Raw genomic sequence first — 22,252 nt, forward strand, 5'->3', positions numbered from 1 at the left:
CGACGGCATGACCGACGCCCCTGCCCCCGCGCCCTTGCGGCTGTTCAACAGCCTGACGCGCAGCCTGGAACCATTCCAGCCCGTCCACCCCGGCGAGGCGCGGGTCTATTCGTGCGGGCCTACGGTCTATAATTATCAGCATATCGGCAATATGCGCGCCTATGTCTTTGCCGACACATTGGGCCGTACGCTGTCGTTCAAGGGCTATGCGCTGCGCCACATCATCAACATCACCGACGTCGGCCACCTGACCTCGGATGCCGATGCCGGCGACGATAAGATGGAGAAGGCTGCGGCGCAGCAGGGCAAGACGGCGTGGGACATCGCCGCCTTTTACACCGCCGAATTCAAGCGCGACCTCGACTGGCTGAACGTCCGCAACCCTGCGAAATGGACCGTCGCGACCGATTATGTCCCGCGGATGATCGAGTTCGCGAAGCGTATCGCCGATACCCATTGCTACGAACTCGACAGCGGCCTCTATTTCGACGTCTCGACCGTCGCCGATTACGGCCGCCTCGCGCGCGCGGTGACCGACGAGGGCGAGGGGCGGATCGAGGAAGTGGACGGCAAGCGCCATTCCGCCGACTTCGCGATCTGGCGCAAGACGCCGGCCGGCGAGACGCGCCAGATGGAATGGGATTCGCCGTGGGGCCGCGGTGCGCCGGGCTGGCATCTCGAATGCTCGGTCATGGGCGAGGCCGAACTCGGCATGCCGTTCGATATCCACACCGGCGGCATCGATCACCGCGAAATCCACCACCCGAACGAAATCGCGCAGAATCAGGCCTATCGCGGCCGCGGCAGTCTGGACTGCGCCGAACATTCGGGCGCGCGCCTCTGGATGCACAATAATTTCCTGATCGACCGCGGCGGCAAGATGTCGAAGTCGACGGGCGAGTTCCTGCGACTCCAACTGCTCGTGGACCGCGGCTACTCACCCCTCGCCTATCGCCTGATGTGCCTGCAGGCGCATTATCGCGGCGAACTGGAATTCTCCTGGGAAGGGCTCGGCGCGGCGCTGACGCGGCTCAAGCGGCTGGTCATGGCAGCGGCTACGGTTCGCGAGGCCGACGGCGCCGCAATAACCGACCGCCGTCTCGCTGACCTGCTCGAAAAATTCGACGCCGCCATGTCGGACGACCTGGGCACCGCAGTCGCGCTCACGCTGCTCGAAGAAGCGGCGGCGATGAAGAAGATCGACGCCGGGCAAAAGCGGGCGACGCTGGCCGCGATGGATGCGGTGCTCGGCCTCGGCGTGCTGACGCTCGAACGCACCGACCTGCGCATCCGTCCGAAATCGGCGACGATCGCCGAAGCAGAGATCGAAGCCATTCTCGCGCGCCGCAAGGAAGCCCGCGCCGCCAAGGATTTCGCGGCGTCGGACGCGCTGCGCGACGAACTCATCGCCGCGGGGGTCGAGGTGATGGACGGCGACCCACTCGGCTGGGACTGGCGGCTCGAAGCCAATTAGAGGCTTGTTCCGCCTTCACGGGCTGCTAGCCTCGTTGCATGTCGCAACTCATCTGCTGGCTCCTCGTCGGACTTGTCCACCTGATTCCGGCGCTGGCCTTGTTCCGGCCGGCGCTGATCACGCGGCTCTATGGCGTCCAGCCCGACAGTCCGGTCTTCGTACTGATGCATCACCGCGCGGCGCTGTTCTTTGCCGTGCTCGTCGCGTGCGTCTGGGCGGCCTTCGATCCCGGCGGGCGAAAGCTGGCAACGCTGCTCGCCGCGGTGTCGATGCTGAGCTTCCTGTTGCTCTACCAATCATATGGACGCCCGGCACAGCTCGGCACCATCGCGCTCGTCGATCTTGTCGGCCTCATCCCGCTCGCATGGGCAGGCTGGCACGCGTTTCAGCAGTAGGAAAACCATGACCAAGACCATCACCGTCCTCTCGGGCCTGATCCGGCCGCTCGTCGAAAACCGCCTGCCCGACTGGGTCGAACCGCGCTTTTTCCAATCGAAGGAAGAGGCGCTCGAACTCGCGCCGGAGGCCGAAATCGGCTGGTTCGACATGTACGACAAGAAGGATATGGTGGCGGCGATCGGCGCGGCGACCAGGCTCAAATGGCTGAATTCCATCTATGCCGGGGTCGACGGCATGCCGCTCGACCTGCTCCGCGAACGCGGGACGGTGGTCACCAACGGCGCCGGGATCAACGCGATCACCATCGCCGAATATGTCGTGATGGGCATGCTGACCGTCGCCAAGGGCTATCGCGACGTCGTCCGCGCGCAGGAGCGCCGCGAATGGCTGATCGACTCGCCGGGCAAGGTCGAACTCTTCGGCTCGAAGGCATTGCTCCTCGGCTATGGCGCGATCGGCAAGCTGATCGAAGAACGGCTGCAGGCGTTCGCGGTCGAAGTCACCGTCGTCCGCCGTTCGCCGGGTGAGAACACGCTCGGCCCCGACCAGTGGCGCGCTAGGCTCGGCGATTTCGACTGGGTGATCCTCGCGGTCCCCGCAACGCCCGAGACCGACGGCATGATCGGCGCCGCCGAACTTACGGCGATGAAGCCCAGCGCAACCCTCATCAACATCGCGCGCGGCAGCGTCGTCGATCAGCAAGCGCTGGTTGCCGCACTCGACGCGAGGCAGATCGCATCGGCCTTCCTCGACGTCACCACCCCCGAACCGCTGCCCGCCGACGATCCGCTGTGGAGCCTCGACAATGCCCACATCACGATGCACCTGTCGGGCCGCGCACAGGACAAGATGTTCATCCGCGCGGCGCAGCGCTTCCATGAAAATCTGACGCGCTGGGAGAAAGGCGAGCCGCTCGAACCGCGCGTCGATCTAACATTGGGCTATTGATCCGCCGCCACGCTGCGGAACAATAATGCCGCGGCGCCCCACATCAGCACAAAGACGACGGTAACCGGCAACACCGCGCGGTCGGCACCGTACGCGACCACGCCGACGACGAGTTGGGCCAACGCAGCCGCCGCCATAGCGCGGGCCAGCCCTGCCGCTCGCGCGCCCGCGCCGACCGCCCCCGCGATCGCAACGAGCAGGACGCCGCCAAACATCAGATTGGCCGGATTGCCCTCGTCGCCGATGATCCCGACCGCGCCGTTGATCCAGACGAGCAGGAAACCCGCGAGAAGCGCAATGCCTGTACCAAGTCGGTAGGCAATCCTGTCGCTGCTGTGCACCGCGACTTCGAGCACACCGCCGACAATGGCGAACATCACCCCCGCGAAGATGAAATCGCCGGCACTCCAGTCGACCGCGTCGGTGAACTGCATCGCGACGAACGGCAGCAGCAGCAAGAAGGCTGCCATCCCCCAGCCGACGATCCGCCAACCGCGCCAATACATCGCGCGCTCGATGAACGTCCTGGCCATTGCCTCCATATTCGTCATTGTCTTGCCTCCATTCCTGTGTGAGGCCTGCTGCCTGCCCCGGACGCGGGGCGAGCGGCATGAGCAAAATATGAGATTTGGCTGAAAAATGACCGTGGAAAGCTATCGCTTCGATGCCTTTCTGTTCGAGCCCGGCGACCGGCGTCTGCTGAAAGGCGGCAGCCCGGTCGATCTTAACGCCCGCTATCTCGACGCGCTCGCGTTGCTCGTGCGCGAGCAGGGGCGGATGGTACCCAAGGATCGCTTCATGGCCGAGGTCTGGCATGGTGTGCCGGTGACCGACGAGGCACTGACCCAATGCATCCGGACGTTGCGCCGCTTGCTCGGCGACGATGCGACACGGCCGACCTTTATCGAAACGGTTCCCAAGCACGGCTATCGGTTTATCGCGGCGGTCGAAACCGCCGTGGCGCCTTCCACGTCGCCGGCGGCGGCGCCCCGCATCCACGATATTCTGCTAACCGGCGGTGCGGGTACGGCCGGCGCGGCGCTCGCCGGCGCGATCGGCGGGCTGCTCTATGGTCTGGTTGCAGCGGCCCAGCCATCAGCGACAGGCGGCAACGCCCTCTCGGTGCTGCTGGTGCTGCTCGCGCTGACCACGACGCTGGCGGCGGTCGGCGGCGCCGGCGTATCCTTCGGTATCGCCACTGCGCACTACGCCCGGACGCGGCGTGACATGTGGACGATCGCTGGCGGCGCGGCGGGCGGTTTTATGGTCGGGGCGATCGCCAAGCTGATCGGGCTCGATGCGTTCAGCCTGCTGCTGGGACAAAGCCCAGGCGATTTTACCGGCGCGGCCGAAGGCGCCCTGCTCGGCGGGACCGTCGGGATCGCCCTTTGGGCTGCCCGGCGAGGCGCACCTTGGCCGTTCGCAAGGCGCACCGCGCTCGCCGCGCTCGTTGGTGCGGCCGGCGGCGCGACGATCAGCCTGTTGGGAGGGCGGCTGTTCGGCGGCAGCCTCGCGCTGCTCGAACGCCGCTTCCCCGGCTCGCGCCTCGATCTCGATGCGATCGGCGCGCTCTTTGGCGAGCGCGGCATCGGAACGGCAGGCGAGCTGGCCACGGCCATGCTGGAGGCGGCGCTATTCGCCGCGTGCATCGCCGGCGCCATGATTGCGGCCGAAAAGAATTAAGCCGGTCGCTCGGCCTTCAACTCGCGGACCAGCGGCTGCAGATTGCGGTCATATTTCGCGAGCATCGTGTGTGCGCCGGCGTGATCGTAGAAGCTCACCAGTTCGCGCCCGTTCCAGCGGTGGAGCGCATAGGCGGGATCCTCGGCGACGATCATCGGGCGGTCGTCGGGGTGGTCCTCGTCGATCGGCCTGAGGTCGAGCGACACCTGCGGCGCCGTCGATGAGCAAATCGCGATGGTGCGGCCTTCCCATGCGACGGTGACGCTGCGGTGCAGGTGGCCGCAGATCAGGCCCCGGACCTGCGGGTGGCGCCGCACGACATCGCCGAAGGTCGCGACCCAGGGTTCGTCGGGGTGCGTGTTCATCCACTCGATGCCGCTCTCGACCGGCGGGTGGTGCATCACGATATAGGTCGGCTTGTTCCCGTCCTTCGCCAGTTCGGTATCAAGCCAAGCGGCGCGGCGCTCGCAAAAGGCGCCGCCGTGGCGCCCTTCCTCGAGCGTATCGACCGTCACCAGCCGCAATTCGGGCAGCTCGATCGCATATTGGACAAAGCCGTTGCCGTCGTCGAACCCCGGAAACTGGGCGTGGAAATTGTCGCGCACGTCGTGGTTGCCGACGCTCGGCCACACCGGAAAGGGGCAGCGCGAAAAGGCGGTGGCGAGGCGGCGATAGCTGTCGGCATCGCCGCGGTCGGTGATGTCTCCCGTGGCGAGCAAAAGATCGGGACGGTTCGGGCCGTCGATCAGCACGTCGAGGACCTCGTCGAGCCGCTTGCGGTTATATTCCGCCGGATTGTCCGGATCGAAACCGATATGAATATCGGTGATCTGGGCGATCAGCATATCCGTCCCCTGCTCCGGCCGGCTGGTCCGACCGCCCAATCTTCATCCACCCCTGTCGGCGGGTCTTAGCGCAGGCGCGCGCCACGTCACATCATAAAGACCGCGCCGCTCGCCACCTGTGATCAGGCTCACAGTATAGGCGCCGCGCGGCGGACGGTCTGTGATCGCGCTCACATTCTTCTTGCGCTGCGTCGGCGGCATCCACGGCTTGCCGCCGTCCGAATGATATTCGTGACACATCGCACAGGGCGATTCGGTCGCCGTCTCGACCTTCACCAGCCGCGCGCCGCCCTCGCCGACATGGCAATCGCGGCACTGGCGGACGCCGGGAACCAACAGGTCGGTCGCGGCCTTCGATCCCGGCGCGGCGGTGTGACAGTCGGCGCAGTCGGTTTCCTTGTGCGCGTCATGATCGAACCAGCCCTTTTGCAGGAAGCGCGACGTCTGGTCGACCGCGGCGACCCGCCAGCCGGTTCCGGCCTGCGGCGCGAAGATCGTGTGGCAGTCGTAACAGGCGCCGCCCTTCGAGAAGACCGCGCGCACCGCGTCCTGCGCCCGGCTCGGCCGCACGGCGACCTCGCGGAAATAGATGTTGTAGACCTGTCCCTCGGCATATTGGCCCGGCCGCCGCCGCTGCATTCCGCCAAGCTGTAACGGCCGAGCCGGCGGGGTCGAGCGATAATAAGCGGTGAGGTCGGCGACGACCTGATCGGGCTCGCCATGGCGCAGCGTGCGCGTGACGCCGCCGACGGTCTCGAACGCGAGGCTGTGGCACATCGCGCAGTCGCGCTCCATCTCGACCGGCTTGATCCGGACCCCGTCGGCGTCGGGACGATGGCAATTTTCGCATTCGAGCTTTTGCCCGAAATCGTATCGGCCGCGGAAACTCGCCGCCATCCGCGCGACGCCGCCGGTCGCCTGCAAATGCATGTCGTGCGGGAATTTGAGGCCGTTATAATCGACCGTGCCCTTGGCGAGCGTCGTGCGCACCAGCTTCGCGCCCGGCGCCGAGCGGACGAGCGGGCGGAATTCGGGGTGGCTGGTGCCGAAATCGCCGGCGTCGCCGAGCAAGGTCGGATGCCCCGCACTTTTCAGCCGCGCCGACATGCCGTCGTGGCAATCGGCGCAGAATTTCTGCGGCGTCGCGGGCATCGGCCCCGCGCCCTCATGCTCGGTATGGCAATCGACGCAGCGCCCCTGCGGCTTGTTGAAGGTCTTGGCGAACCCCGCGAGGATCTTCTCGCCCACCCCCGGCGGATGGCGCGCCGCGAGCAGCATCGCCGCCGGGGCGTTCGCATGCGCCATGCTCATCGCCTTGTGTTCGCCGGTGTGACAATTGACGCACGCCTTGTCGGTCACCGCCACGAACGGCTCGACGTGGCACGACTGGCAATCATTCTTCAGGCTGGCGTGCGCGCTCGACAGCGGCCCCGACAGCCAGGCGCTGTCGGCATGATAGCCGTCGGGGCGCTCGTTCACATTCTTGTAGCTGTACCACGCCCAGATCGGCCCGATCAGGAAGGCGGCCAGCATTAGCAGGCCGAACACCCACGCCCCGATGCGCTTGCCGGGCATCACCCCGGCGAGCGAGAAGGCCTTGGCCTCATCGACGTCCTTCGACGATTGCGACAGCTCGTCGATCCGCTCGACGAGCAGGATGATGTCATCGCCCTCGCGCGCGATCGTCAGCCGGTGACCGCCGAAACGCAGTTCGGCGCCCGCGGCGCTGTCGATATCGGCGGTGTCGACCGAGCGGCCGTTGATGTCGAAGCCCAGCCCTTCGCTGGCTGCAACCCGGACGTGACGCCCGTCGGCGCTGCTGATCGTCGCATGGTGCGGGTTCACCGCGAGGTCGGCGACGTGGATCGTGTTGCTGCCCTCGCGGCCGAGCGTGATCGTGTCGCCGGGCAGCGGCGCGTCGCGGATGATCTGCTTGCCCGTCTTCGTCGTCGAAATGCGGCGCAGGATGAAGCTCATCGGTCCCGCCTCACCAGTAGAAGAAGACGCTGATGATGTGCGCCGACAGCGCCGCGATCAGCGCGAAGGTCAGCGGCACATGCACATAAAGCCAGATTTCGAGCAACGCGCGGATGCGGAGGTGTTGACGCAGCCGCCCCAGCGCCGCCTGCTTCTGCGACAGCAGCCCGACGACCTTCTCGCGCGCCTCGGCATCGCTGCTCCGCGATGCCGACAGCGCACGGTGCGCCGCCGCCGTCGCGCAATCGGGATAGCGGCCCGACAGCCGTGCGCCGATCCCGCCCGCGAACGGGTCCTCGTCGAGCGCGGCGAGCACCGGCGCCGTGTCCTCGGGCGTCAGCGGCTGCGCTGCCGTATGGAGCTGGCGGTCGAAGGCGCGGATCGCCTCGAGCATCTGCATCTGCGTCATTTCGTCACGGTTGTTCGACAGGGCGGCGGGCAGGGTCGCATAGACGACGACGCCATAAAGCCCCGACAGGATGACGAGCATCATCAACGCCCAGGCCAGCGTGTGGACATTCCAGCCGAGCTGGAAGCCGGTGTGCCAGGTGCCGATGATAATCAGGCTGAGCCCCAGATAGACATGCGCCGAGGTCCACGCCTTCAGCGACCAGTGATCGCTCGTCATCTTGCGCTTGCGATAACCCAATGCGGTGAGCCACAGGATCAGGCCAGCGCCGATCGTACCGAGCGTATAGCCGTACCAGCTCCCGCCATTGTGCCGCGGCGTCACGTCGACCAGCGCGTAGCTGACGATCACGAGCAGGCAAAGGCTGGCCGAGATCTTGGCCCAGCGAAAACCCGCATAGCGCAAGAAGCCCTCATGCCGCCGCTCGCGCACGCGCTCGACCTGCGTGGCCTTGTTGCGCCGCCGCTGAAAGAGACTCGCCATCAGTCGGCGTCCTCTTGCAGCCGCGCGATCGACAGGAATTCCTCCGGCGACACGCGGATTGCGGCGCCGGTCGGGCATGCCCGCACGCAGGCGGGCCCGCCCGCGATGCCCTTGCACATGTCACACTTCACGGCAATCTTCTTGGGCTTCTCCTCGCCCAATTGCTTCTTCGTCCATTTGGGCGACGGCTCGCCGGGGCCGGGGCCGAAGCCGGTGAGCAGCCAGCGCAGCAGGCTTGGCTTTTGGGGTGGCGCCGCCTCCATGCGGATCACGCCATAGGGGCAGTTGCGCATGCAGTTGCCGCAGCCGATGCAGCCGGGCTCCATGAACACCTCGCCGTCGGGGCCGCGGTGGATCACGTTGGGCGGGCAGTCGGCCATGCAATGCGGATGCTCGCAGTGGCGACAGCTCGTCGGCACGTGCAGATGCGCAAAGGTCTTGCCCGCCTCGCGGTCGAGCCGCGACAGACCTTCGTGGCTGTCGGCGCACGCTTTCTCGCAATTGTCGCAGCCGACGCAGAGATTCTCGTCGATCAGGAGCGCGTCGGTGGCTTCGCCGAGCCCCTCCTTCATGATGAAGCTCGCGGTGTCCGAATAGAGGTCGACCGCGCTCGAATAGCTTGCCTTGCGCGATTCGATGAAGCTGTTCATTTGCGCGCGCTCGGCGACCGCCGCCTCGGTCGCCTCGCGCACCTGCGGCCGCGCAGCGAGCATCTTGCGAAAGCTTTCACCGGTCAGCTTGATGAGCTCGGCGCCGACTGCCGCCTTCACCGTGGCGTTGCGCGGCTCGCCGCTCAGGACGCCCATCTCGCCGAAGAAGCTGCCCGCGGGCAAATAGCGGAGGAAGATCGGCTTGCCGCCGATATCCTTCTCGACCACCATCGATCCCGAGCGGATGACATAGACGTCGTCGCCCTGCTCGCCCTCGGTCAGCACCGTCTTGCCCGCGGGCACGCGCTCGACCTCGGCCGTGTCGACGACCTCGGCCAGATCGTCGACCGTCAACCCACCCTTGAAGATCTGGAGCAACTGGCGCTCGAGCGAGATGCGGTTGATCACACGCTTTGCGCCGGGCACCGCCGCCATCAGCTTGAGCGCCGCAGTCCGCGACACCTCGACGAAAATGCTGTCCTCGCCGGCGCGAATCGTCGCGCCGCGCTTGCGCCCCGAAATCAGCCCGACCTCGCCGAAGATCGATCCTTGTTCGATCGGGACGGTCAAATCGGGACCGACCTCGACCTCGGCATGGCCGTCGGCGATCGCGAACAGCGACGATCCCGGCTCGCCCTTTTCGAACACGACGTCGCCCTTGCGGTAGAAGGCGACCTTCGAATCGAGCATGAATTCGCGCATCTGGAGCGGCGACACATCGGCGAAGATGCGGATGCGGGTGCGCAGATATTCGAGCCATTCGCTCACCGGTTTCTGCTGCGGCAGCCCCGCGAAGATTGCGGCCAGATCCTTTTCGTCGGCGGGGGTCAGCGCGGTGTTGCCGTTGATGAACTCGACGACGTCATAGCCCTGGTTCATGCAATGCTTGATCAGCGGATAGCCGGCGAGGGCGCCGATCACGAAAATGCCGGGTACGGTCGATTCAAAGGTCGGCGACAGCTTCGGAAAGGCTTCGCGGTCGGGCCCGGTAAATTCGATCCCCATCGATTCGACGAAACCGCGCGGCGCGACCGACCCCAGCCGTGCGACGATCACGTCGCACTGGATCTTCTCGTCGCCGGTCGGCGTCTCGAGCGTCAGCCAGCCGGGTTCGACCATCTTCGGCTGCGTTTCGGTACGGATCGACATGAAGCCATTCTCGCCCGCCTCCATCATGTCGGAGACATTCTTCGCCTTGGCGCGCGCGAAATCCTTCGAGCGGTTCAGAATGGTGACGGTATTTTCGAGCGCCTCTTCGGCGACGCCGAGCGCATTCTCGATACCCGCGTCGCCCGATCCGACGACGGTAATATGCTTGTCCTTGAAATCCTCGGGGTCATCGACGGTATAGATGATGTGCGGCAGGTCGTTGCCCGGACAGCGCATCCGGTTCGGATTGCCCTGCGTGCCGATGGCCAGCACGATATTTTCCGCCTTGAATACGCCCTTGCTGGTCTTGATCTCGAACGCGCCCTGCTGCCCGGTCACTTCGGTAACCTCGGCTTCCTTGACGACATTGACCTTGTTGCTCGCCGCATCCTCGTCCCAGTTACCGAGAATATATTCGCGCGCCCCCTCGGCGAAACGGCAATCCGATCGCAGGTCGAGCCGATCGGGCGTCGCGAGGACACGCTTGCCCTTCTGATATTTGAAGATCGTATCGGAAAGATGGTCGGTCTTTTCGAGCAGCACATGACTGAGCCCGAGCTGCCCCGCACGCGACGCGGCGCTGAGCCCCGCGGGGCCCGAACCGATGATCGCGACCTTGACCGCGTCACTCATGCACGCGCGCCTTCGCGGCCGGAAGCCTCGATCGAAAAGACATGGAACGCGTGAACGGGCATCCTATTCCCCCCAACCGCTTACCCCTAAGCGACCTTAATATGGATGCGACCCGGACTTATGTCCTGAAGATGAAGCTATGCCCTTGAAAGCGGGAAAAGGTCAACCGGCGAGGCGGAGCTGCGAGACGTTCGCAATAGACCGATTCAGGCGAGCTCGAACATCGCCGCGATGCGATCCGAAGCCACCGGCTCGAACCGCGCCCAGCCGTCGGGGCCCAGCTTTTCGAGCGGGCGGAAGCGTGCCTTGTACGCCATGCGCGCCGATCCTTCGATCCAGTAGCCGAGATAGACATAGGGTAAACCGGCGTTCGCGGCGCGGATCACATGGTCGGCGATGATATAGGTGCCGAGCCCCTCGCGCATCGGGTGCGCCGCGTCGAAGAAGCTGTAGATCATCGACAGCCCGTCGCCCTGCCGGTCGGTCAGGCAGCAGCCGACGAGGCGGCCGCGGCTGCCGTCGACGGTCGGTTCGCGATATTCGATCATATGGCTGTCGACCGGGGTCTGTTCGACCATGTCGGCGAAATCCTGATCGTCCATGTCGGCCATGCCGCCAGTGGGATGGCGCGAGGCGAGATAGGACTGGAGCAGGCTATATTGCTCGTCGGTCGCCCAAGGTTTGCAGGCGGTCGCAATCAGGTCGCCGTTGCGGCGCAGGTTGCGCTTTTGCGAATTGCTCGGCTTGAACTCGCTTGCACAAACACGGACCGACACGCACGCCGAACAATCGGCGCAGCTCGGGCGATAGGCGACCGACTGGCTGCGCCGGAAGCCGATACGGCCCAGCGCATCGTTGAGTTCGTTCGCATTGTTGCCGCTGAGTTCGGTGAACACCTTCCGTTCGGTCTTGCCCTCCAGATAGGGGCACGGCGCCGGGCTGGTGACGAAGAAACGCGGGAAACGGAACGGTGCGGACACGCGTGGGAACCTCCGGGCTTTTGCGATGCCGTTCCCCCCGACGCGGGTCCCGACGCGCTACATGCACCGAATATGCCGCGCCCGGTCAATGGTGCAAACAGCATTTACCATTTTTGTTCGTCCCGTTCTGACTCAACTTCGCAAATTGCTGAATCGGCGGGTAACTTTTGTGCCGAAGTGAATCACTTCCTCCCTGTGCCGCAGGCATGAGGAGGTGGCAGCGCGAAGCGCTGACGGAGGGGCTGGGGCTTCTCGCCCCTCCACCGCCTTCGGCGGTCCCCCTCCCCACCGCTGCGCGGCAGGGAGGATGCATTGCTTAGGCGTATCCGCGGAGCTCGTCGCCGGTCAGCGTTGCGACATGCAGCACGTTGGTCGACCCCGGCGTGCCGAACGGCACCCCCGCCATCATCACCAGCTTGGCGCCCGCCTTGCCGATGCCGTGGCGCAGCGCCATGCGCTTGCCCTTGGCGATCATCTCCTCGAAGCTGCCGATGTCGCGGGTCGGCACCGCATGCGCGCCCCACAGCAGCCCCATTCGCCGCGCCGCCTCTTTCTTCGGGGTCAGGACGAGCAGCGGCGCGCCCGGCCGCTCGCGCGCGACGCGGCGCGCCGTCGACCCCGAGAAGGTGAAACAGATGATCGCATCGGCAGCGATCGTCGTGATGATACTGCCCGCCGCCTCGGCCAGCGCGTCGGCGGTGGTCGCGTCGGGCGCAGTCTCGGTAAAGTGCAGCCGGCGGAAATAATCGGGGTCGCTTTCGACCGAGCGCGCGATCGAATCCATCATGGTGACAGCTTCGACGGGCCACGCCCCCGCCGCGGTCTCGGCCGACAGCATGATCGCATCCGCCCCGTCGTACACCGCCGTGGCAACATCGCTGACTTCGGCGCGTGTCGGCGACGGCGAGACGATCATCGATTCGAGCATCTGCGTCGCCACGACCACCGGTTTGCCCATCCGCCGCGCAGTCGCGACGATCCGCTTCTGCAGCGGCGGCACGGCTTCCGGGGGCAGTTCGACCCCCAGGTCGCCGCGCGCGACCATCGCGGCGTCGGCAATCTCCAATATCTCATCGATCCGCTGGACACCCGACGGTTTTTCGAACTTCACCAGCAAGGCTGCCTTGCCGCCGATCAGCCGCCGCGCCTCGGCGACGTCCTCCGGCCGCTGGACGAACGACAGCGCGATCCAGTCGACATGCTGTTCGAGCGCGAAGGTCAGGTCCTTGCGGTCCTTTTCGGTCAGCGCGGCGAGCGGCACGACGACATCGGGGACATTGACCCCCTTGCGGTCCGATATCCGGCCGCCGACCTCGACGATCGTCTCGATCCGGTCGGTGCCAACCTTCTTGACCCGCAGCACCAGCTTGCCGTCGTCGACGAGCAGCCGCGTCTCGGGTTCGAGCGCGGCAAAGAGTTCGGGGTGCGGCAAGTGGACGCGGGTCGCATCGCCCGGCGTCTTGTCGGCATCGAGGACGAACTTCCGCCCCTTCACCAACTCGGCGGGGCCGTCCTTGAAGGTCCCGACGCGTAGCTTTGGCCCCTGCAGGTCGACGAGGATCGTCGTCGGGCGCCCGGTCTCTTTCTCCAGCGCCCGGATCGCCGCGATGACCTTCGCGTGACCCGCATGATCGCCGTGACTCATGTTGACGCGGAAGGCATCGGCGCCGGCGCGGTGCAGCACCGCGATCATCTCCGGGTTCGCGCTCGCGGGGCCGAGGGTCGCCAGGATGCGGACCTTGCGCTGGCGGGGCGTAAAACTCTGGACCACGGGTGCTCCGACAATTGGAAAGGCTGGGCGGCTTGCCTAGGGCGTATATCCCCGGCAAGGCAAGCCGCGTATAGCTATTCATGCCACCACCGGAAGGAAATCCGCCATGTCCTGCAGCGACGACCAGATCCCCGCGAACGATGCGCTCGACAGTCTCGACGATGCGGTGGCCGCCGCGGCCTTCCGTCGCCTCGTGCGGCTGCTCCAGCACCGCAGCGATGCCGCGAATATCGACCTGATGGGGCTCGCCGGTTTCTGCCGCAATTGCCTCGGCGACTGGATCGCCGAGGCGGGCGACCTCGAAAAGGAAGCCGGCCGCGCGATCGTTCACGGCATGCCGACCGCCGAATGGAAAGCGCTGCATCACACTGCGGCGACCGCCGAACAGCTTAAGCGGATGGAAGAAAGCATGGCGAAGAATCCCTGACGCCGCTAGGACGCGCCAGCCGCGATTCTCGCGTCACATCTTTCCCATCACCGGAGCCTGAAATGAGCGAAGCCACCACCACCGACCAGCAACTGCGCCTGTTCATCGAGCGCGTCGAACGGTTGGAAGAAGAGAAAAAGGGCATCGCCGACGATATCCGCGACACCTATAACGAAGCCAAGAGCAACGGCTATGATCCCAAGATCATGCGCCAGATCGTGCGCCTGAGGAAAATGCCGATCCACGACCGCAAGGAAATGGAAGCGATCCTCGACGTTTATAAATCGGCGCTCGGCATCGACTGACGCACACCACGAGAACCCGCAGGAGAGTGACGATGTTCAGCACCACCACCAATAATGTCGAAGGCCGTCCGGTCCGCGAATATCTGGGCATCGTCACCGGCGAGGTGATCGTCGGCGCCAACCTGTTCCGCGACCTGTTCGCGAGCATCACCGACATCGTCGGCGGCCGTTCGGGCAAATATGAGGACGTCCTCGCCCGTGCGCGCAAGGAAGCGATCGCCGAGATGGAGGCCGAAGCGACGCGCCTCGGCGGCAATGCGGTGATCGGCGTCGATCTCGATTACGAGGTGCTCGGCCAGAACGGCTCGATGCTGATGGTCTCCGCCAGCGGAACGGCCGTGGTTGTCTGATCGGCGCGGCCGCGCTAGGGCGGCGGCCACATTTTTCGATCCGATGGAGGTAGGCTGTGGCCGGCCATAGTAAATTCAAGAACATCATGCACCGCAAGGGTGCGCAGGACAAAAAGCGCAGCAGCCTCTTCTCGAAGCTCAGCCGGGAAATCACCGTCGCGGCGAAGATGGGCCTGCCCGATCCCGACGCGAACGCGCGCCTGCGCGCCGCGGTCAACGCCGCCAAGGCGCAGTCGATGCCGAAGGACAATATCCAGCGCGCGATCGACAAGGCGGCCGGCAACGACGGCGATAATTACGAAGAAATCCGCTACGAAGGCTATGGCCCCGGCGGCGTATCGCTGATCGTCGAGGCGCTGACCGACAACCGCAACCGCACCGCGACCAACGTGCGCACCGCCTTCAGCAAGAACGGCGGCAACCTCGGCACCAGCGGCAGCGTCAGCCACGGCTTCGACCGGCTCGGCCTCATCAACTATGGCGCGAGCGCGGGCGACGCCGACACGGTGTTCGAAGCCGCGCTGGATGCCGGCGCCGACGACGTCGAATCGTCCGAGGACGGCCACGACATCTGGACCAGCGTCGACAGCCTGCACGAAGTCGCAAAGGCGCTCGAAACGAAGCTCGGCGAGGCCGAAGGCGTCAAGCTGGCGTGGAAGCCGACGCTGAAGAGCGAAGTCGGCGACGAAAGCGTCGCGCAGACCTTGTTCAAGCTGATCGACACGCTCGACGACGACGACGATGTCCAGACCGTCTGGGGCAATTATGAAATCCCCGACGCGGTGATGGAGAAGCTCGGCTGATCATCCTCGGCCTCGATCCCTCGCTCAGTTGTACCGGCTGGGGCGTCATCCGCGTCGAGGGCAGCCGGATCAGCCATATCGCCAATGGGCAGGTAAAGACCGACGCGAAGGCGTCCCTGCCCGACCGGCTCGCCTATCTCGATACGGTGCTCGCGGCGGTGATCGCCGATCATGTACCGGCGTGCGCAGCGGTCGAAGAGGTGTTCGTCAACGACAATCCGCAATCGACGCTGAAGCTCGCGCACGCCCGCGGCGTGGTGCTGCTGGGCTGCGCGCGGAGCGGACTCGCGGTCACCGAATATGCGCCCCGGCTGGTCAAGAAGGCGATCGTCGGCACCGGCGGGGCGGCGAAGGAGCAGGTGCAGGCGATGCTGCGCGTGCTGCTCCCCGGCGCCAAGGTGGCGGGGGCCGACGCCGCCGACGCGCTCGCGGTCGCGATCTGCCACGCAAACCACCGCCCGCGCCTCTGAATTTCGTCACCCCGGACTTGATCCGGGGTCCATCGCCGCAGCGCCGATATGGATGCCGGATCAAGTCCGGCATGACGAAAGAGGGAAATTGATTCCCTTTTCGTTCTCCTCGCGCTAGGCACGGGCCATGATCGCGAAACTCACCGGACGGCTCGATTCCAGCGGCGCAGGCCATGCGGTGATCGACGTCGGCGGCGTGGGCTATCTGGTCGAAGCCTCGGCACGCACATTGGACGCGCTTGGCCCTGTCGGCGGCGAGGTCACCATCCACACCGAAATGCTCGTCGGCGAGGATTTTCTGCGCCTGCTCGGCTTCGCCAAGGCCGAGGAACGCGACTGGTTCCGCCTGCTTACCAGCGTTCAGGGTGTCGGCGCCAAGGTCGCGCTCGCCATCCTCTCGGCGCTCGAAATCGGCGATTTGCAGCGCGCCCTTGCGAGCGGCGACAGCGCGATGATCGCGCGCGCCAACGGCGTCGGGCCCAAGCTCGCGCAGCGAATCACGCATGAACTGAAGGACAAGGCGGGCGCGCTCGGCGGGATTGCCGGTTCGGGGGCCGCCCTATCCGCCACCGCCGGCCCGCTCGGCGACGCGGTTGCAGCGCTAACCGGGCTGGGCTTCAAGCCCGGCGAAGCGAGCGCTGCGGTTGCGGCGGCGAGCGAAGAACTGGGTGCGGCTGCCAGCCTCGACGCGTTGGTACGCATAGCGCTCAAAAAGGCGGCAAAGTGAGTCGCATGCTTATTGTTGCGGCTGCCGCAGGTGCCATGCAATGCCTCGGTGGCTGCGATGCGGCAATGGATCGGATCGCCCAGGATCGCGCCATCGAACATGCGAAGGGACAGGTCGCGGGCGCGCTCGGTGGAGGCGAGCCCCGCTTTCGTAACGTTTTCCAATCGCCGGCGAACTTCACCTGCGGCAACGTTGCCCGCTATCAATCTATCAAATTCCAGCGCTTTTTCGCCTCCGGTATCGACGAACCTTTTCTCGAAGAGGATTTCGGGAAAGATAAGATGGATATGATGTGGGATGCCGCATGTGTCCGGCCGCCGAGCGGGAAGCCGCAAGAATGAACAGCATCATCCGCAACGCCTCCTGCCGCTGTGGCCAGCTCCGCATTACCTGCACCGGCGAGCCGATCCGCGTGTCCGTCTGCCACTGTCGCAATTGCAAGGCGCGGAGCGGAAGCGCCTTTTCCGCACAGGCGCGCTTCCCTGCCGATCAGGTTCGCATCGAAGGCGAAGCGAAATTGTACCAACATGCCGGCGGCAGCGGCACTCTCGCGGACTTCTACTTTTGTAAGGACTGCGGCTCAACGCTCTGGTTTCTCAACCGCCCGGAACTCGACAGCTATGCCGTGCCGATCGGCAATTTCGAACCCGGCCATGACTTCGAGCCGCAATTTTCAGTCTATGAGGATCGTCAGTTACCTTGGGTTTGTATCCTCGGCGAGGCAATAGAACGGTATGACTGAGCCCGCCCTCACCACCCCGATCCGCACCCCCGAGGATGCCGATGCCGCGCTGCGGCCGAAGTCGCTTGCCGAGTTCGTCGGGCAGGCGGCGGCGCGCGAGAACCTCCGTATCTTCGTCGAAGCTGCGAAGTCGCGCGGCGACGCGCTCGACCATGTGCTGTTCTTCGGCCCGCCGGGGCTCGGCAAGACGACCCTCGCGCAGATCGTCGCGAAGGAGCTCGGCGTGGGTTTCCGCTCGACCAGCGGCCCGGTGATCGCCAAGGCGGGCGACCTCGCCGCGCTGCTCACCAATCTCGAGGACGGCGACGTGCTGTTCATCGACGAAATCCACCGCCTGTCGCCTGCGGTCGAGGAGATTCTCTACCCGGCGATGGAGGACCGCGCGCTCGACATCATGATCGGCGAAGGACCGTCGGCGCGCAGCGTCCGCATCGACCTGCCCAAATTCACCCTCGTCGGCGCGACGACGCGGCAGGGTCTGCTGACGACGCCGCTGCGCGACCGTTTCGGCATTCCGGTGCGGCTCAATTTCTATACCCATGCCGAACTCGAACAGGTGATTACGCGCGCCGCGCGGCTGCTCGCGCTGCCGATCGCGTCCGACGGCGCGCTCGAGATCGCGAAGCGCTCGCGCGGCACGCCGCGCATCGCCGGGCGACTGCTCCGCCGCGTGCGCGATTTCGCGACCGTCGCGGGGCATGCGGTGGTCGATGCGAAGGCGGCCGATGCGGCGCTCAACCGGCTGGAGGTCGACGCGCTCGGGCTCGATGCGATGGACCGGCGCTATCTGACGATGATCGCCGATATCTATCGCGGCGGGCCGGTCGGGGTCGAAACCCTCGCGGCCGGATTGTCGGAGCCGCGCGACACGATCGAGGATGTCGTCGAACCCTATCTGCTGCAGATCGGGCTGATCGCGCGCACCGCGCGCGGCCGCATGCTCAACGCCAGCGCATGGAAGCATCTGGGGCTCAATCCGCCCGCCGGATCGCAGGACGGACTATTCGATCAGCAAAAATAGGCGGATTTCTGCCGATTTCATTCTGCCAACCGGCTTCGATCTGCGACGAACCGTTCAAGAGGGGTTTGCGACGAGTCGTTGCGACGCTATCGGTCAGGACAATGGTAAACGTCCCGCCCCCTTTCGTCCCCGGCGCCTTCGTCGGGGCTGCGCATCATTACCGGGCGCGCGTCTACTTCGAGGATACCGACCTCAGCGGCATCGTCTATCACGCCAATTACCTGCGTTACATGGAACGCGCGCGATCGGACATGCTGCGCCTTGCGGGCATCGACCAGCGCGCCGCGATGGACGCCGGCGAGGGCGCGTGGGCCGTCACCGACCTTGCGATCAAATATCGCAGCCCCGCAAAGCTCGACGACGACCTGCTCGTCGTCAGCACCGTGGAGGCGGTGCGCGGGGCAAGCGTGATCATCGCGCAGCGCATCCTTCGCGGGACTGACACGTTAAGCGGCGAGACATTAACGCCTACCATACTGACCGAAGCGCAGGTCACGGCAGCCTTCCTGTCGCCCGGGGGGCGGCCACGCCGCCAGCCGGCAGGCTGGGCCGACCGGTTTACCGCCATCATGAATGGAGAGAATATCCCTTGCTAGACAATATCAAGCTGGCCGCCGACGCGGCGACGCTGTCCCCCATCGCGCTGTTCCTGCAGGCCGACTGGATCGTGAAGGGCGTGATGATCGGGCTGCTTCTGGCCTCCATTTATGTCTGGGCGGTGATTTTCACCCACGGCCGCAGCGTCGGCAAGCTGATGGGCGCGTCCGAACGGTTCGAACGCGATTTCTGGCGCGCCGGCAATCTCGACAAATTCTATGACGAGAACGGCCGCGAGGAATTGCCCAGCGCCAAGATCCTCGCCGCCGGAATCAGCGAATGGCGGCGCTCGACCGCGGGCAAGAATGTCGACCGCGACGGTACGCGAGAACGGCTGGGCATCGCGATGAACGCCGCGATTGCGGGCGAGGTCGACAGGCTGGCCGAAAAGATCGGCACGCTCGCGACGATCGGATCGGTCGCGCCCTTCGTCGGCCTGTTCGGCACCGTCTGGGGCATCATGCGCAGCTTCACGGCGATCGCGGCGTCGAACAACAGCAGCCTCGCCGTTGTCGCGCCGGGCATCGCCGAAGCATTGTTCGCGACCGCGATCGGCCTGTTTGCCGCCATTCCCGCGGTGATCGCGTACAACGCCTTTTCGCAGCGGCTGAACCGGCTCGAATCGCGGCTCGGCCGCTTCGCCGACGGGCTGCACGCCACCTTCAGCCGCGAGCTCGAGGTCGAAGCCTGATGGGCATGACCGGCCCCTCGGGCGGCATCGGCGGACGGCGCGGCCGCGGCAGCCGCCGCGCGCCGATGTCGGAAATCAACGTCACACCGCTCGTCGACGTGATGCTGGTGCTGCTGATCATCTTCATGATCACCGCGCCGCTGCTTGCCTCCGCCGTTCCCGTCGACCTGCCCGAAAGCCGCGCCAAGCCGGTCGAGACCGAGGAGCAGGAACCGGTGCAATTGTCGATCACCGGCGACGACACCCTCTATATCGGCGAGGAACAGGTGAGCGAGGCCGAACTCCCGGCCCGGCTCGACGCCATCGCGCGCGAGCAGAAGGAGGGCGAACGCCCCCGGCAGATCATGCTGCGCGCCGACAAGGGGCTCGATTACGGCCGCGTGATGCGCGTGATGGGCGAACTCAATCGCGCCGGGCTTTCGCGGATCGCGCTGGTGACGATGGGCTCCGACACCGAACCCGCCGTGGTCACCAGCGGTTCAGAAACCGGGCAATAGGCTGGAAATCATGGCCGTAACACGGGCAGAGAGGGGCAATCAGCGAAGCGGCATCCTTGTCGCAGTGGTCGCGCATGTGCTGATCATCGGCCTGCTCTCGGTACAATGGACCGCGGGCGAGCGGCGTTTCGACAATCCGCCGATGGAGGTCGACCTGATCGCCGAAACCGCCGCCACATCCAGCGCGCCGGTGATCAGCGAAACCCCGCCGGCCGCGCGGCTGGGCGAAGAGAATGCTGTCGACATCGCCGCCCCCGAACCGATGCCGGCACCGCCCGAACCCGAACCCGTCGTCCGCCCGACCCCGGCCCCGGCGCCGAAACAGGTGTCGCGCCCGACGCCGGCACCGCCCAAGAAAACGCCGCCCGCAGCCAAGAAAGCACCGCCCAAGGCAGCGCCCAAATCCGCTCCGTCGAAAAGCGCCACGGCACGCCCGACGGGCCGGCTTGACGGGATCACCGACGGGCTGGGACGCGAACAGACCAAGTCACCCAGCAAGGGCGCCCCCGCCGCAAAGACGGCGGCGGAGGTCCGGCGATCTGCGCAATTGGCCGTGGATCGCGAAATTAGGCCCTATTGGCAGCGGAATGCACCGCTCGGATATGAAGTTGAGCTTCTCCGGTTAACCTTGGAAATACGCCTCCGCGCCGACGGTACCGTGATCGATGTCAAGCAAGTTGGCGAATTAGGCGGCACAACTGAATCCAATGCGCCACAACAAAAACGATTCGTCGAACAGGCCCGCAAGTCGGTTGTTCAAGCTGCCCCATTCGAAATTTCGGCGGAAGGTTATGATGGCGTCATCGTCATCAGGCAGCCTTTCGCGGCTGTGAGGAGATGAAGATGAAAACCCCTCTCGCATTAGCGATGAGTTTTTTGGCGCTGGGAGCCGCTCCGGCATTTGCGCAGCAACCGACGCCGCCACAACCGGCAGAACAAGTCCAGGACTCGCCGGAAGTCGTTGCAGAGATTGGTAGCGAAAAATCGGTCATCGCGATCCCGGCGCTGGCCACGCCCGCGGTCACCACCGTCGCAGGTTTGCGCACCGATACCCTCGGCCGCCAGATCGCCGAAGTCATCGCCGCCGACCTCGAACGCAGCGGGCTCTACGCCCCGCTCGGCCCGGGCAGCGTCCGCGCGATCACCATGCCCGAGGTCACCGCGCCGCGCTTTGCCGACTGGCAGGCGCGCAATGCCGAAAATGTCGTCCATGGCTTCGTCCGCACCAACAGCACCGGCGGGCTGATCGTCGGCTGTTATCTTTACGACACCGACCTCGGTAGCGAACTGGTGCGGCAGGGCTTCGAAATCCAGCCCGGCGACTGGCGCCGCGCCGCGCATAAATGCGCCGACGCCATTTATTCGCGCCTGTCGGGCGAGGCCCCCTTCTTCGACAGCCGTGTCGCGTACATCGCCGAGAGCGGCCCCAAGGGGAACCGCATCAAGCGGCTCGCGATCATGGATTCGGACGGCGGCAACCACCGTTTCATCACCAACGGTCAGGCGCTGGCGATATCCCCTCGCTTTTCGCCCGATTACAAGAAGATCGTCTACGTCAGCTATTTGAACAACCGCGTCCGCGTCTTCATCTACGACGTCGCCAACGGCTCGCAGAAGCTGGTGACCGAAAGCGGCAACGCGACCTTCGCGCCGCGCTGGTCGCCCGACGGGACGCAGATTCTCTATTCGATGGCGGTCGGCGGCAACACCGACATCTATCGCATCTCGGCAAACGGCGGCACGCCGGTGCGGCTGACGACCACTGCGGGAATCGACGTCGGCGGCAGCTTCTCGCCCGACGGCAAGAAGATCGTGTTCGAAAGCGACCGGTCGGGCAGCCAGCAAATCTATACGATGAACATCGACGGATCGAACCAGCAGCGGATCAGCTTTGGCGGCGGGCGCTATGCGACCCCCGAATGGTCGCCGCGCGGCGACCTCATCGCCTTCACCCGCATGGGCGGCGGCGAGTTCCGCGTCGGCGTGATGACGCCGGCGGGCGGCGGCGTCCGCCTGCTCACCAATAGCTGGCAGGACGAAGCGCCGACATGGTCGCCGAATGGCCGCGTCATCCAGTTCTTCCGCACCTCGCCCGGCCGCGAGGGCAAATCGAGCCTGTGGCAGGTCGACCTGACCGGTGTGAACCTGCGCCGTCTGCCGACCCCGCAGGACGGGTCTGACCCGAGCTGGGGCCCGGTGCTCCCCTGATCGACGAGGCCCG

Annotated in this window: 25 protein-coding genes; 18 read left to right on the forward strand and 7 right to left on the reverse strand. The window is 65.6% G+C overall.

Going from position 1 to position 22,252, the window contains the following annotated elements:
* The first annotated feature begins 7 nt into the window (after positions 1–7).
* The 3 genes from cysS to LH19_RS16930 are packed head-to-tail and all read left to right on the forward strand — an operon-like array spanning position 8 to position 2,821.
* The gene (gene cysS, locus LH19_RS16920; RefSeq protein WP_054733726.1) at positions 8–1,474 is read left to right on the forward strand and encodes a cysteine--tRNA ligase; all 1,467 of its coding nucleotides are present in this window, start codon (positions 8–10) and stop codon (positions 1,472–1,474) included.
* A gap of 38 nt (positions 1,475–1,512) precedes the next feature.
* Positions 1,513–1,869 (forward strand): hypothetical protein, encoded by a 357-nt coding sequence (locus LH19_RS16925; protein WP_054730549.1) that lies wholly within the window; start codon positions 1,513–1,515, stop codon positions 1,867–1,869.
* A gap of 7 nt (positions 1,870–1,876) precedes the next feature.
* Entirely contained in the window at positions 1,877–2,821 is a 945-nt protein-coding gene (locus LH19_RS16930) for a D-2-hydroxyacid dehydrogenase (RefSeq protein WP_054730553.1), read from the forward strand.
* On the opposite strand, the gene LH19_RS16935 is transcribed toward LH19_RS16930, so the two are convergent.
* The gene (locus LH19_RS16935; protein WP_201258366.1) at positions 2,815–3,372 is read right to left on the reverse strand and encodes a hypothetical protein; all 558 of its coding nucleotides are present in this window, start codon (positions 3,370–3,372) and stop codon (positions 2,815–2,817) included. The genes LH19_RS16930 and LH19_RS16935 overlap by 7 nt on opposite strands.
* A gap of 88 nt (positions 3,373–3,460) precedes the next feature.
* Between LH19_RS16935 and LH19_RS16940 the strand changes: the two genes are divergently transcribed.
* Positions 3,461–4,504 (forward strand): winged helix-turn-helix domain-containing protein, encoded by a 1,044-nt coding sequence (locus tag LH19_RS16940; protein ID WP_082395819.1) that lies wholly within the window; start codon positions 3,461–3,463, stop codon positions 4,502–4,504.
* Here LH19_RS16940 and LH19_RS16945 read toward each other — a convergent pair.
* The 6 genes from LH19_RS16945 to pyk form a co-directional block, all read right to left on the reverse strand.
* The gene (locus LH19_RS16945; RefSeq protein WP_054730560.1) at positions 4,501–5,349 is read right to left on the reverse strand and encodes a phosphodiesterase; all 849 of its coding nucleotides are present in this window, start codon (positions 5,347–5,349) and stop codon (positions 4,501–4,503) included. The two genes, LH19_RS16940 and LH19_RS16945, sit on opposite strands and share 4 nt — an antisense overlap.
* Positions 5,350–5,391: 42 nt before the next feature.
* On the reverse strand, positions 5,392–7,326 hold the full coding sequence (locus LH19_RS16950; RefSeq protein WP_054730563.1) for a cytochrome c3 family protein: 1,935 nt from the start codon (positions 7,324–7,326) through the stop codon (positions 5,392–5,394).
* A gap of 10 nt (positions 7,327–7,336) precedes the next feature.
* Positions 7,337–8,218 (reverse strand): hypothetical protein, encoded by an 882-nt coding sequence (locus LH19_RS16955; protein WP_234715955.1) that lies wholly within the window; start codon positions 8,216–8,218, stop codon positions 7,337–7,339.
* Complete coding sequence (locus tag LH19_RS16960; protein WP_054730567.1) at positions 8,218–10,650, reverse strand: NAD(P)-binding domain-containing protein; 2,433 nt, start codon at positions 10,648–10,650, stop codon at positions 8,218–8,220. The genes LH19_RS16955 and LH19_RS16960 overlap by 1 nt, the downstream gene beginning before the upstream one ends.
* Positions 10,651–10,856: 206 nt before the next feature.
* On the reverse strand, positions 10,857–11,630 hold the full coding sequence (locus tag LH19_RS16965) for an arginyltransferase (RefSeq protein ID WP_054730570.1): 774 nt from the start codon (positions 11,628–11,630) through the stop codon (positions 10,857–10,859).
* Positions 11,631–11,946: 316 nt separating this feature from the next.
* On the reverse strand, positions 11,947–13,401 hold the full coding sequence (gene pyk / locus LH19_RS16970) for a pyruvate kinase (protein WP_054730572.1): 1,455 nt from the start codon (positions 13,399–13,401) through the stop codon (positions 11,947–11,949).
* 106 nt (positions 13,402–13,507) lie between these two features.
* Here pyk and LH19_RS16975 point away from each other — a divergent pair, with 106 nt between their 5' ends.
* The 14 genes from LH19_RS16975 to tolB all read left to right on the forward strand — a co-directional run bounded on the left by LH19_RS16975 (position 13,508) and on the right by tolB (position 22,239).
* On the forward strand, positions 13,508–13,828 hold the full coding sequence (locus LH19_RS16975) for a DUF1244 domain-containing protein (RefSeq protein WP_054730574.1): 321 nt from the start codon (positions 13,508–13,510) through the stop codon (positions 13,826–13,828).
* A gap of 62 nt (positions 13,829–13,890) precedes the next feature.
* A complete protein-coding gene (locus LH19_RS16980) occupies positions 13,891–14,133 on the forward strand; it encodes a DUF2312 domain-containing protein (RefSeq protein ID WP_054586923.1) in 243 nt (80 codons plus the stop codon).
* Positions 14,134–14,165: 32 nt separating this feature from the next.
* Positions 14,166–14,483 (forward strand): heavy metal-binding domain-containing protein, encoded by a 318-nt coding sequence (locus LH19_RS16985; RefSeq protein WP_054733731.1) that lies wholly within the window; start codon positions 14,166–14,168, stop codon positions 14,481–14,483.
* A 56-nt stretch (positions 14,484–14,539) separates the two neighbouring features.
* Positions 14,540–15,286 carry a YebC/PmpR family DNA-binding transcriptional regulator gene (locus LH19_RS16990; protein ID WP_054730577.1) on the forward strand — a complete coding sequence of 249 codons (747 nt, stop codon included), beginning with the start codon at positions 14,540–14,542 and terminating at the stop codon, positions 15,284–15,286.
* A complete protein-coding gene (gene ruvC, locus LH19_RS16995; protein WP_054730579.1) occupies positions 15,283–15,756 on the forward strand; it encodes a crossover junction endodeoxyribonuclease RuvC in 474 nt (157 codons plus the stop codon). Before LH19_RS16990 ends, ruvC begins: the two co-directional genes overlap by 4 nt.
* Before the next feature lie 127 nt (positions 15,757–15,883).
* Positions 15,884–16,483 carry a Holliday junction branch migration protein RuvA gene (gene ruvA, locus LH19_RS17000; protein ID WP_054730583.1) on the forward strand — a complete coding sequence of 200 codons (600 nt, stop codon included), beginning with the start codon at positions 15,884–15,886 and terminating at the stop codon, positions 16,481–16,483.
* A 5-nt stretch (positions 16,484–16,488) separates the two neighbouring features.
* Positions 16,489–16,824, forward strand: coding sequence for a hypothetical protein (locus LH19_RS17005; RefSeq protein ID WP_145923501.1), 336 nt, complete (start codon positions 16,489–16,491; stop codon positions 16,822–16,824).
* Positions 16,821–17,225: a GFA family protein gene (locus LH19_RS17010; RefSeq protein WP_054730588.1), complete on the forward strand. Its 405-nt coding sequence runs from the start codon at positions 16,821–16,823 to the stop codon at positions 17,223–17,225. Before LH19_RS17005 ends, LH19_RS17010 begins: the two co-directional genes overlap by 4 nt.
* Positions 17,218–18,246: a Holliday junction branch migration DNA helicase RuvB gene (gene ruvB, locus LH19_RS17015; RefSeq protein ID WP_054730592.1), complete on the forward strand. Its 1,029-nt coding sequence runs from the start codon at positions 17,218–17,220 to the stop codon at positions 18,244–18,246. The genes LH19_RS17010 and ruvB overlap by 8 nt, the downstream gene beginning before the upstream one ends.
* A gap of 101 nt (positions 18,247–18,347) precedes the next feature.
* Complete coding sequence (locus LH19_RS17020; protein ID WP_054730595.1) at positions 18,348–18,842, forward strand: YbgC/FadM family acyl-CoA thioesterase; 495 nt, start codon at positions 18,348–18,350, stop codon at positions 18,840–18,842.
* Positions 18,836–19,534, forward strand: coding sequence for a protein TolQ (gene tolQ, locus LH19_RS17025; protein WP_054730598.1), 699 nt, complete (start codon positions 18,836–18,838; stop codon positions 19,532–19,534). Before LH19_RS17020 ends, tolQ begins: the two co-directional genes overlap by 7 nt.
* Entirely contained in the window at positions 19,534–20,031 is a 498-nt protein-coding gene (gene tolR / locus LH19_RS17030) for a protein TolR (protein ID WP_054730601.1), read from the forward strand. Before tolQ ends, tolR begins: the two co-directional genes overlap by 1 nt.
* Before the next feature lie 76 nt (positions 20,032–20,107).
* Positions 20,108–20,872: a hypothetical protein gene (locus tag LH19_RS17035; protein ID WP_201258367.1), complete on the forward strand. Its 765-nt coding sequence runs from the start codon at positions 20,108–20,110 to the stop codon at positions 20,870–20,872.
* A gap of 2 nt (positions 20,873–20,874) precedes the next feature.
* Positions 20,875–22,239 (forward strand): Tol-Pal system beta propeller repeat protein TolB, encoded by a 1,365-nt coding sequence (gene tolB, locus LH19_RS17040; RefSeq protein WP_407696666.1) that lies wholly within the window; start codon positions 20,875–20,877, stop codon positions 22,237–22,239.
* Positions 22,240–22,252 lie beyond the last annotated feature (13 nt).

It is taken from the genome of Sphingopyxis macrogoltabida, from assembly GCF_001314325.1.
GTDB lineage: Bacteria > Pseudomonadota > Alphaproteobacteria > Sphingomonadales > Sphingomonadaceae > Sphingopyxis > Sphingopyxis macrogoltabida.

Excerpts from the sequence above, each read along its gene's own strand:
- LH19_RS16960 (WP_054730567.1), bottom strand. The coding sequence starts at position 10,650 with ATGAGTGACGCGGTCAAGGTCGCGATCATCGGTTCGGGCCCCGCGGGG.
- LH19_RS16950 (WP_054730563.1), bottom strand. The coding sequence starts at position 7,326 with ATGAGCTTCATCCTGCGCCGCATTTCGACGACGAAGACGGGCAAGCAG.
- LH19_RS16980 (WP_054586923.1), top strand. The coding sequence starts at position 13,891 with ATGAGCGAAGCCACCACCACCGACCAGCAACTGCGCCTGTTCATCGAG.
- LH19_RS17005 (WP_145923501.1), top strand. The coding sequence starts at position 16,489 with ATGCTTATTGTTGCGGCTGCCGCAGGTGCCATGCAATGCCTCGGTGGC.
- tolB (WP_407696666.1), top strand. The coding sequence starts at position 20,875 with ATGAAAACCCCTCTCGCATTAGCGATGAGTTTTTTGGCGCTGGGAGCC.
- LH19_RS16945 (WP_054730560.1), bottom strand. The coding sequence starts at position 5,349 with ATGCTGATCGCCCAGATCACCGATATTCATATCGGTTTCGATCCGGAC.
- LH19_RS16935 (WP_201258366.1), bottom strand. The coding sequence starts at position 3,372 with ATGACGAATATGGAGGCAATGGCCAGGACGTTCATCGAGCGCGCGATG.
- LH19_RS16940 (WP_082395819.1), top strand. The coding sequence starts at position 3,461 with ATGACCGTGGAAAGCTATCGCTTCGATGCCTTTCTGTTCGAGCCCGGC.
- LH19_RS16975 (WP_054730574.1), top strand. The coding sequence starts at position 13,508 with ATGTCCTGCAGCGACGACCAGATCCCCGCGAACGATGCGCTCGACAGT.
- tolR (WP_054730601.1), top strand. The coding sequence starts at position 19,534 with ATGGGCATGACCGGCCCCTCGGGCGGCATCGGCGGACGGCGCGGCCGC.
- LH19_RS16930 (WP_054730553.1), top strand. The coding sequence starts at position 1,877 with ATGACCAAGACCATCACCGTCCTCTCGGGCCTGATCCGGCCGCTCGTC.
- ruvA (WP_054730583.1), top strand. The coding sequence starts at position 15,884 with ATGATCGCGAAACTCACCGGACGGCTCGATTCCAGCGGCGCAGGCCAT.
- LH19_RS17010 (WP_054730588.1), top strand. The coding sequence starts at position 16,821 with ATGAACAGCATCATCCGCAACGCCTCCTGCCGCTGTGGCCAGCTCCGC.
- LH19_RS16925 (WP_054730549.1), top strand. The coding sequence starts at position 1,513 with ATGTCGCAACTCATCTGCTGGCTCCTCGTCGGACTTGTCCACCTGATT.
- cysS (WP_054733726.1), top strand. The coding sequence starts at position 8 with ATGACCGACGCCCCTGCCCCCGCGCCCTTGCGGCTGTTCAACAGCCTG.
- ruvB (WP_054730592.1), top strand. The coding sequence starts at position 17,218 with ATGACTGAGCCCGCCCTCACCACCCCGATCCGCACCCCCGAGGATGCC.
- LH19_RS16955 (WP_234715955.1), bottom strand. The coding sequence starts at position 8,218 with ATGGCGAGTCTCTTTCAGCGGCGGCGCAACAAGGCCACGCAGGTCGAG.
- LH19_RS17020 (WP_054730595.1), top strand. The coding sequence starts at position 18,348 with ATGGTAAACGTCCCGCCCCCTTTCGTCCCCGGCGCCTTCGTCGGGGCT.
- LH19_RS16985 (WP_054733731.1), top strand. The coding sequence starts at position 14,166 with ATGTTCAGCACCACCACCAATAATGTCGAAGGCCGTCCGGTCCGCGAA.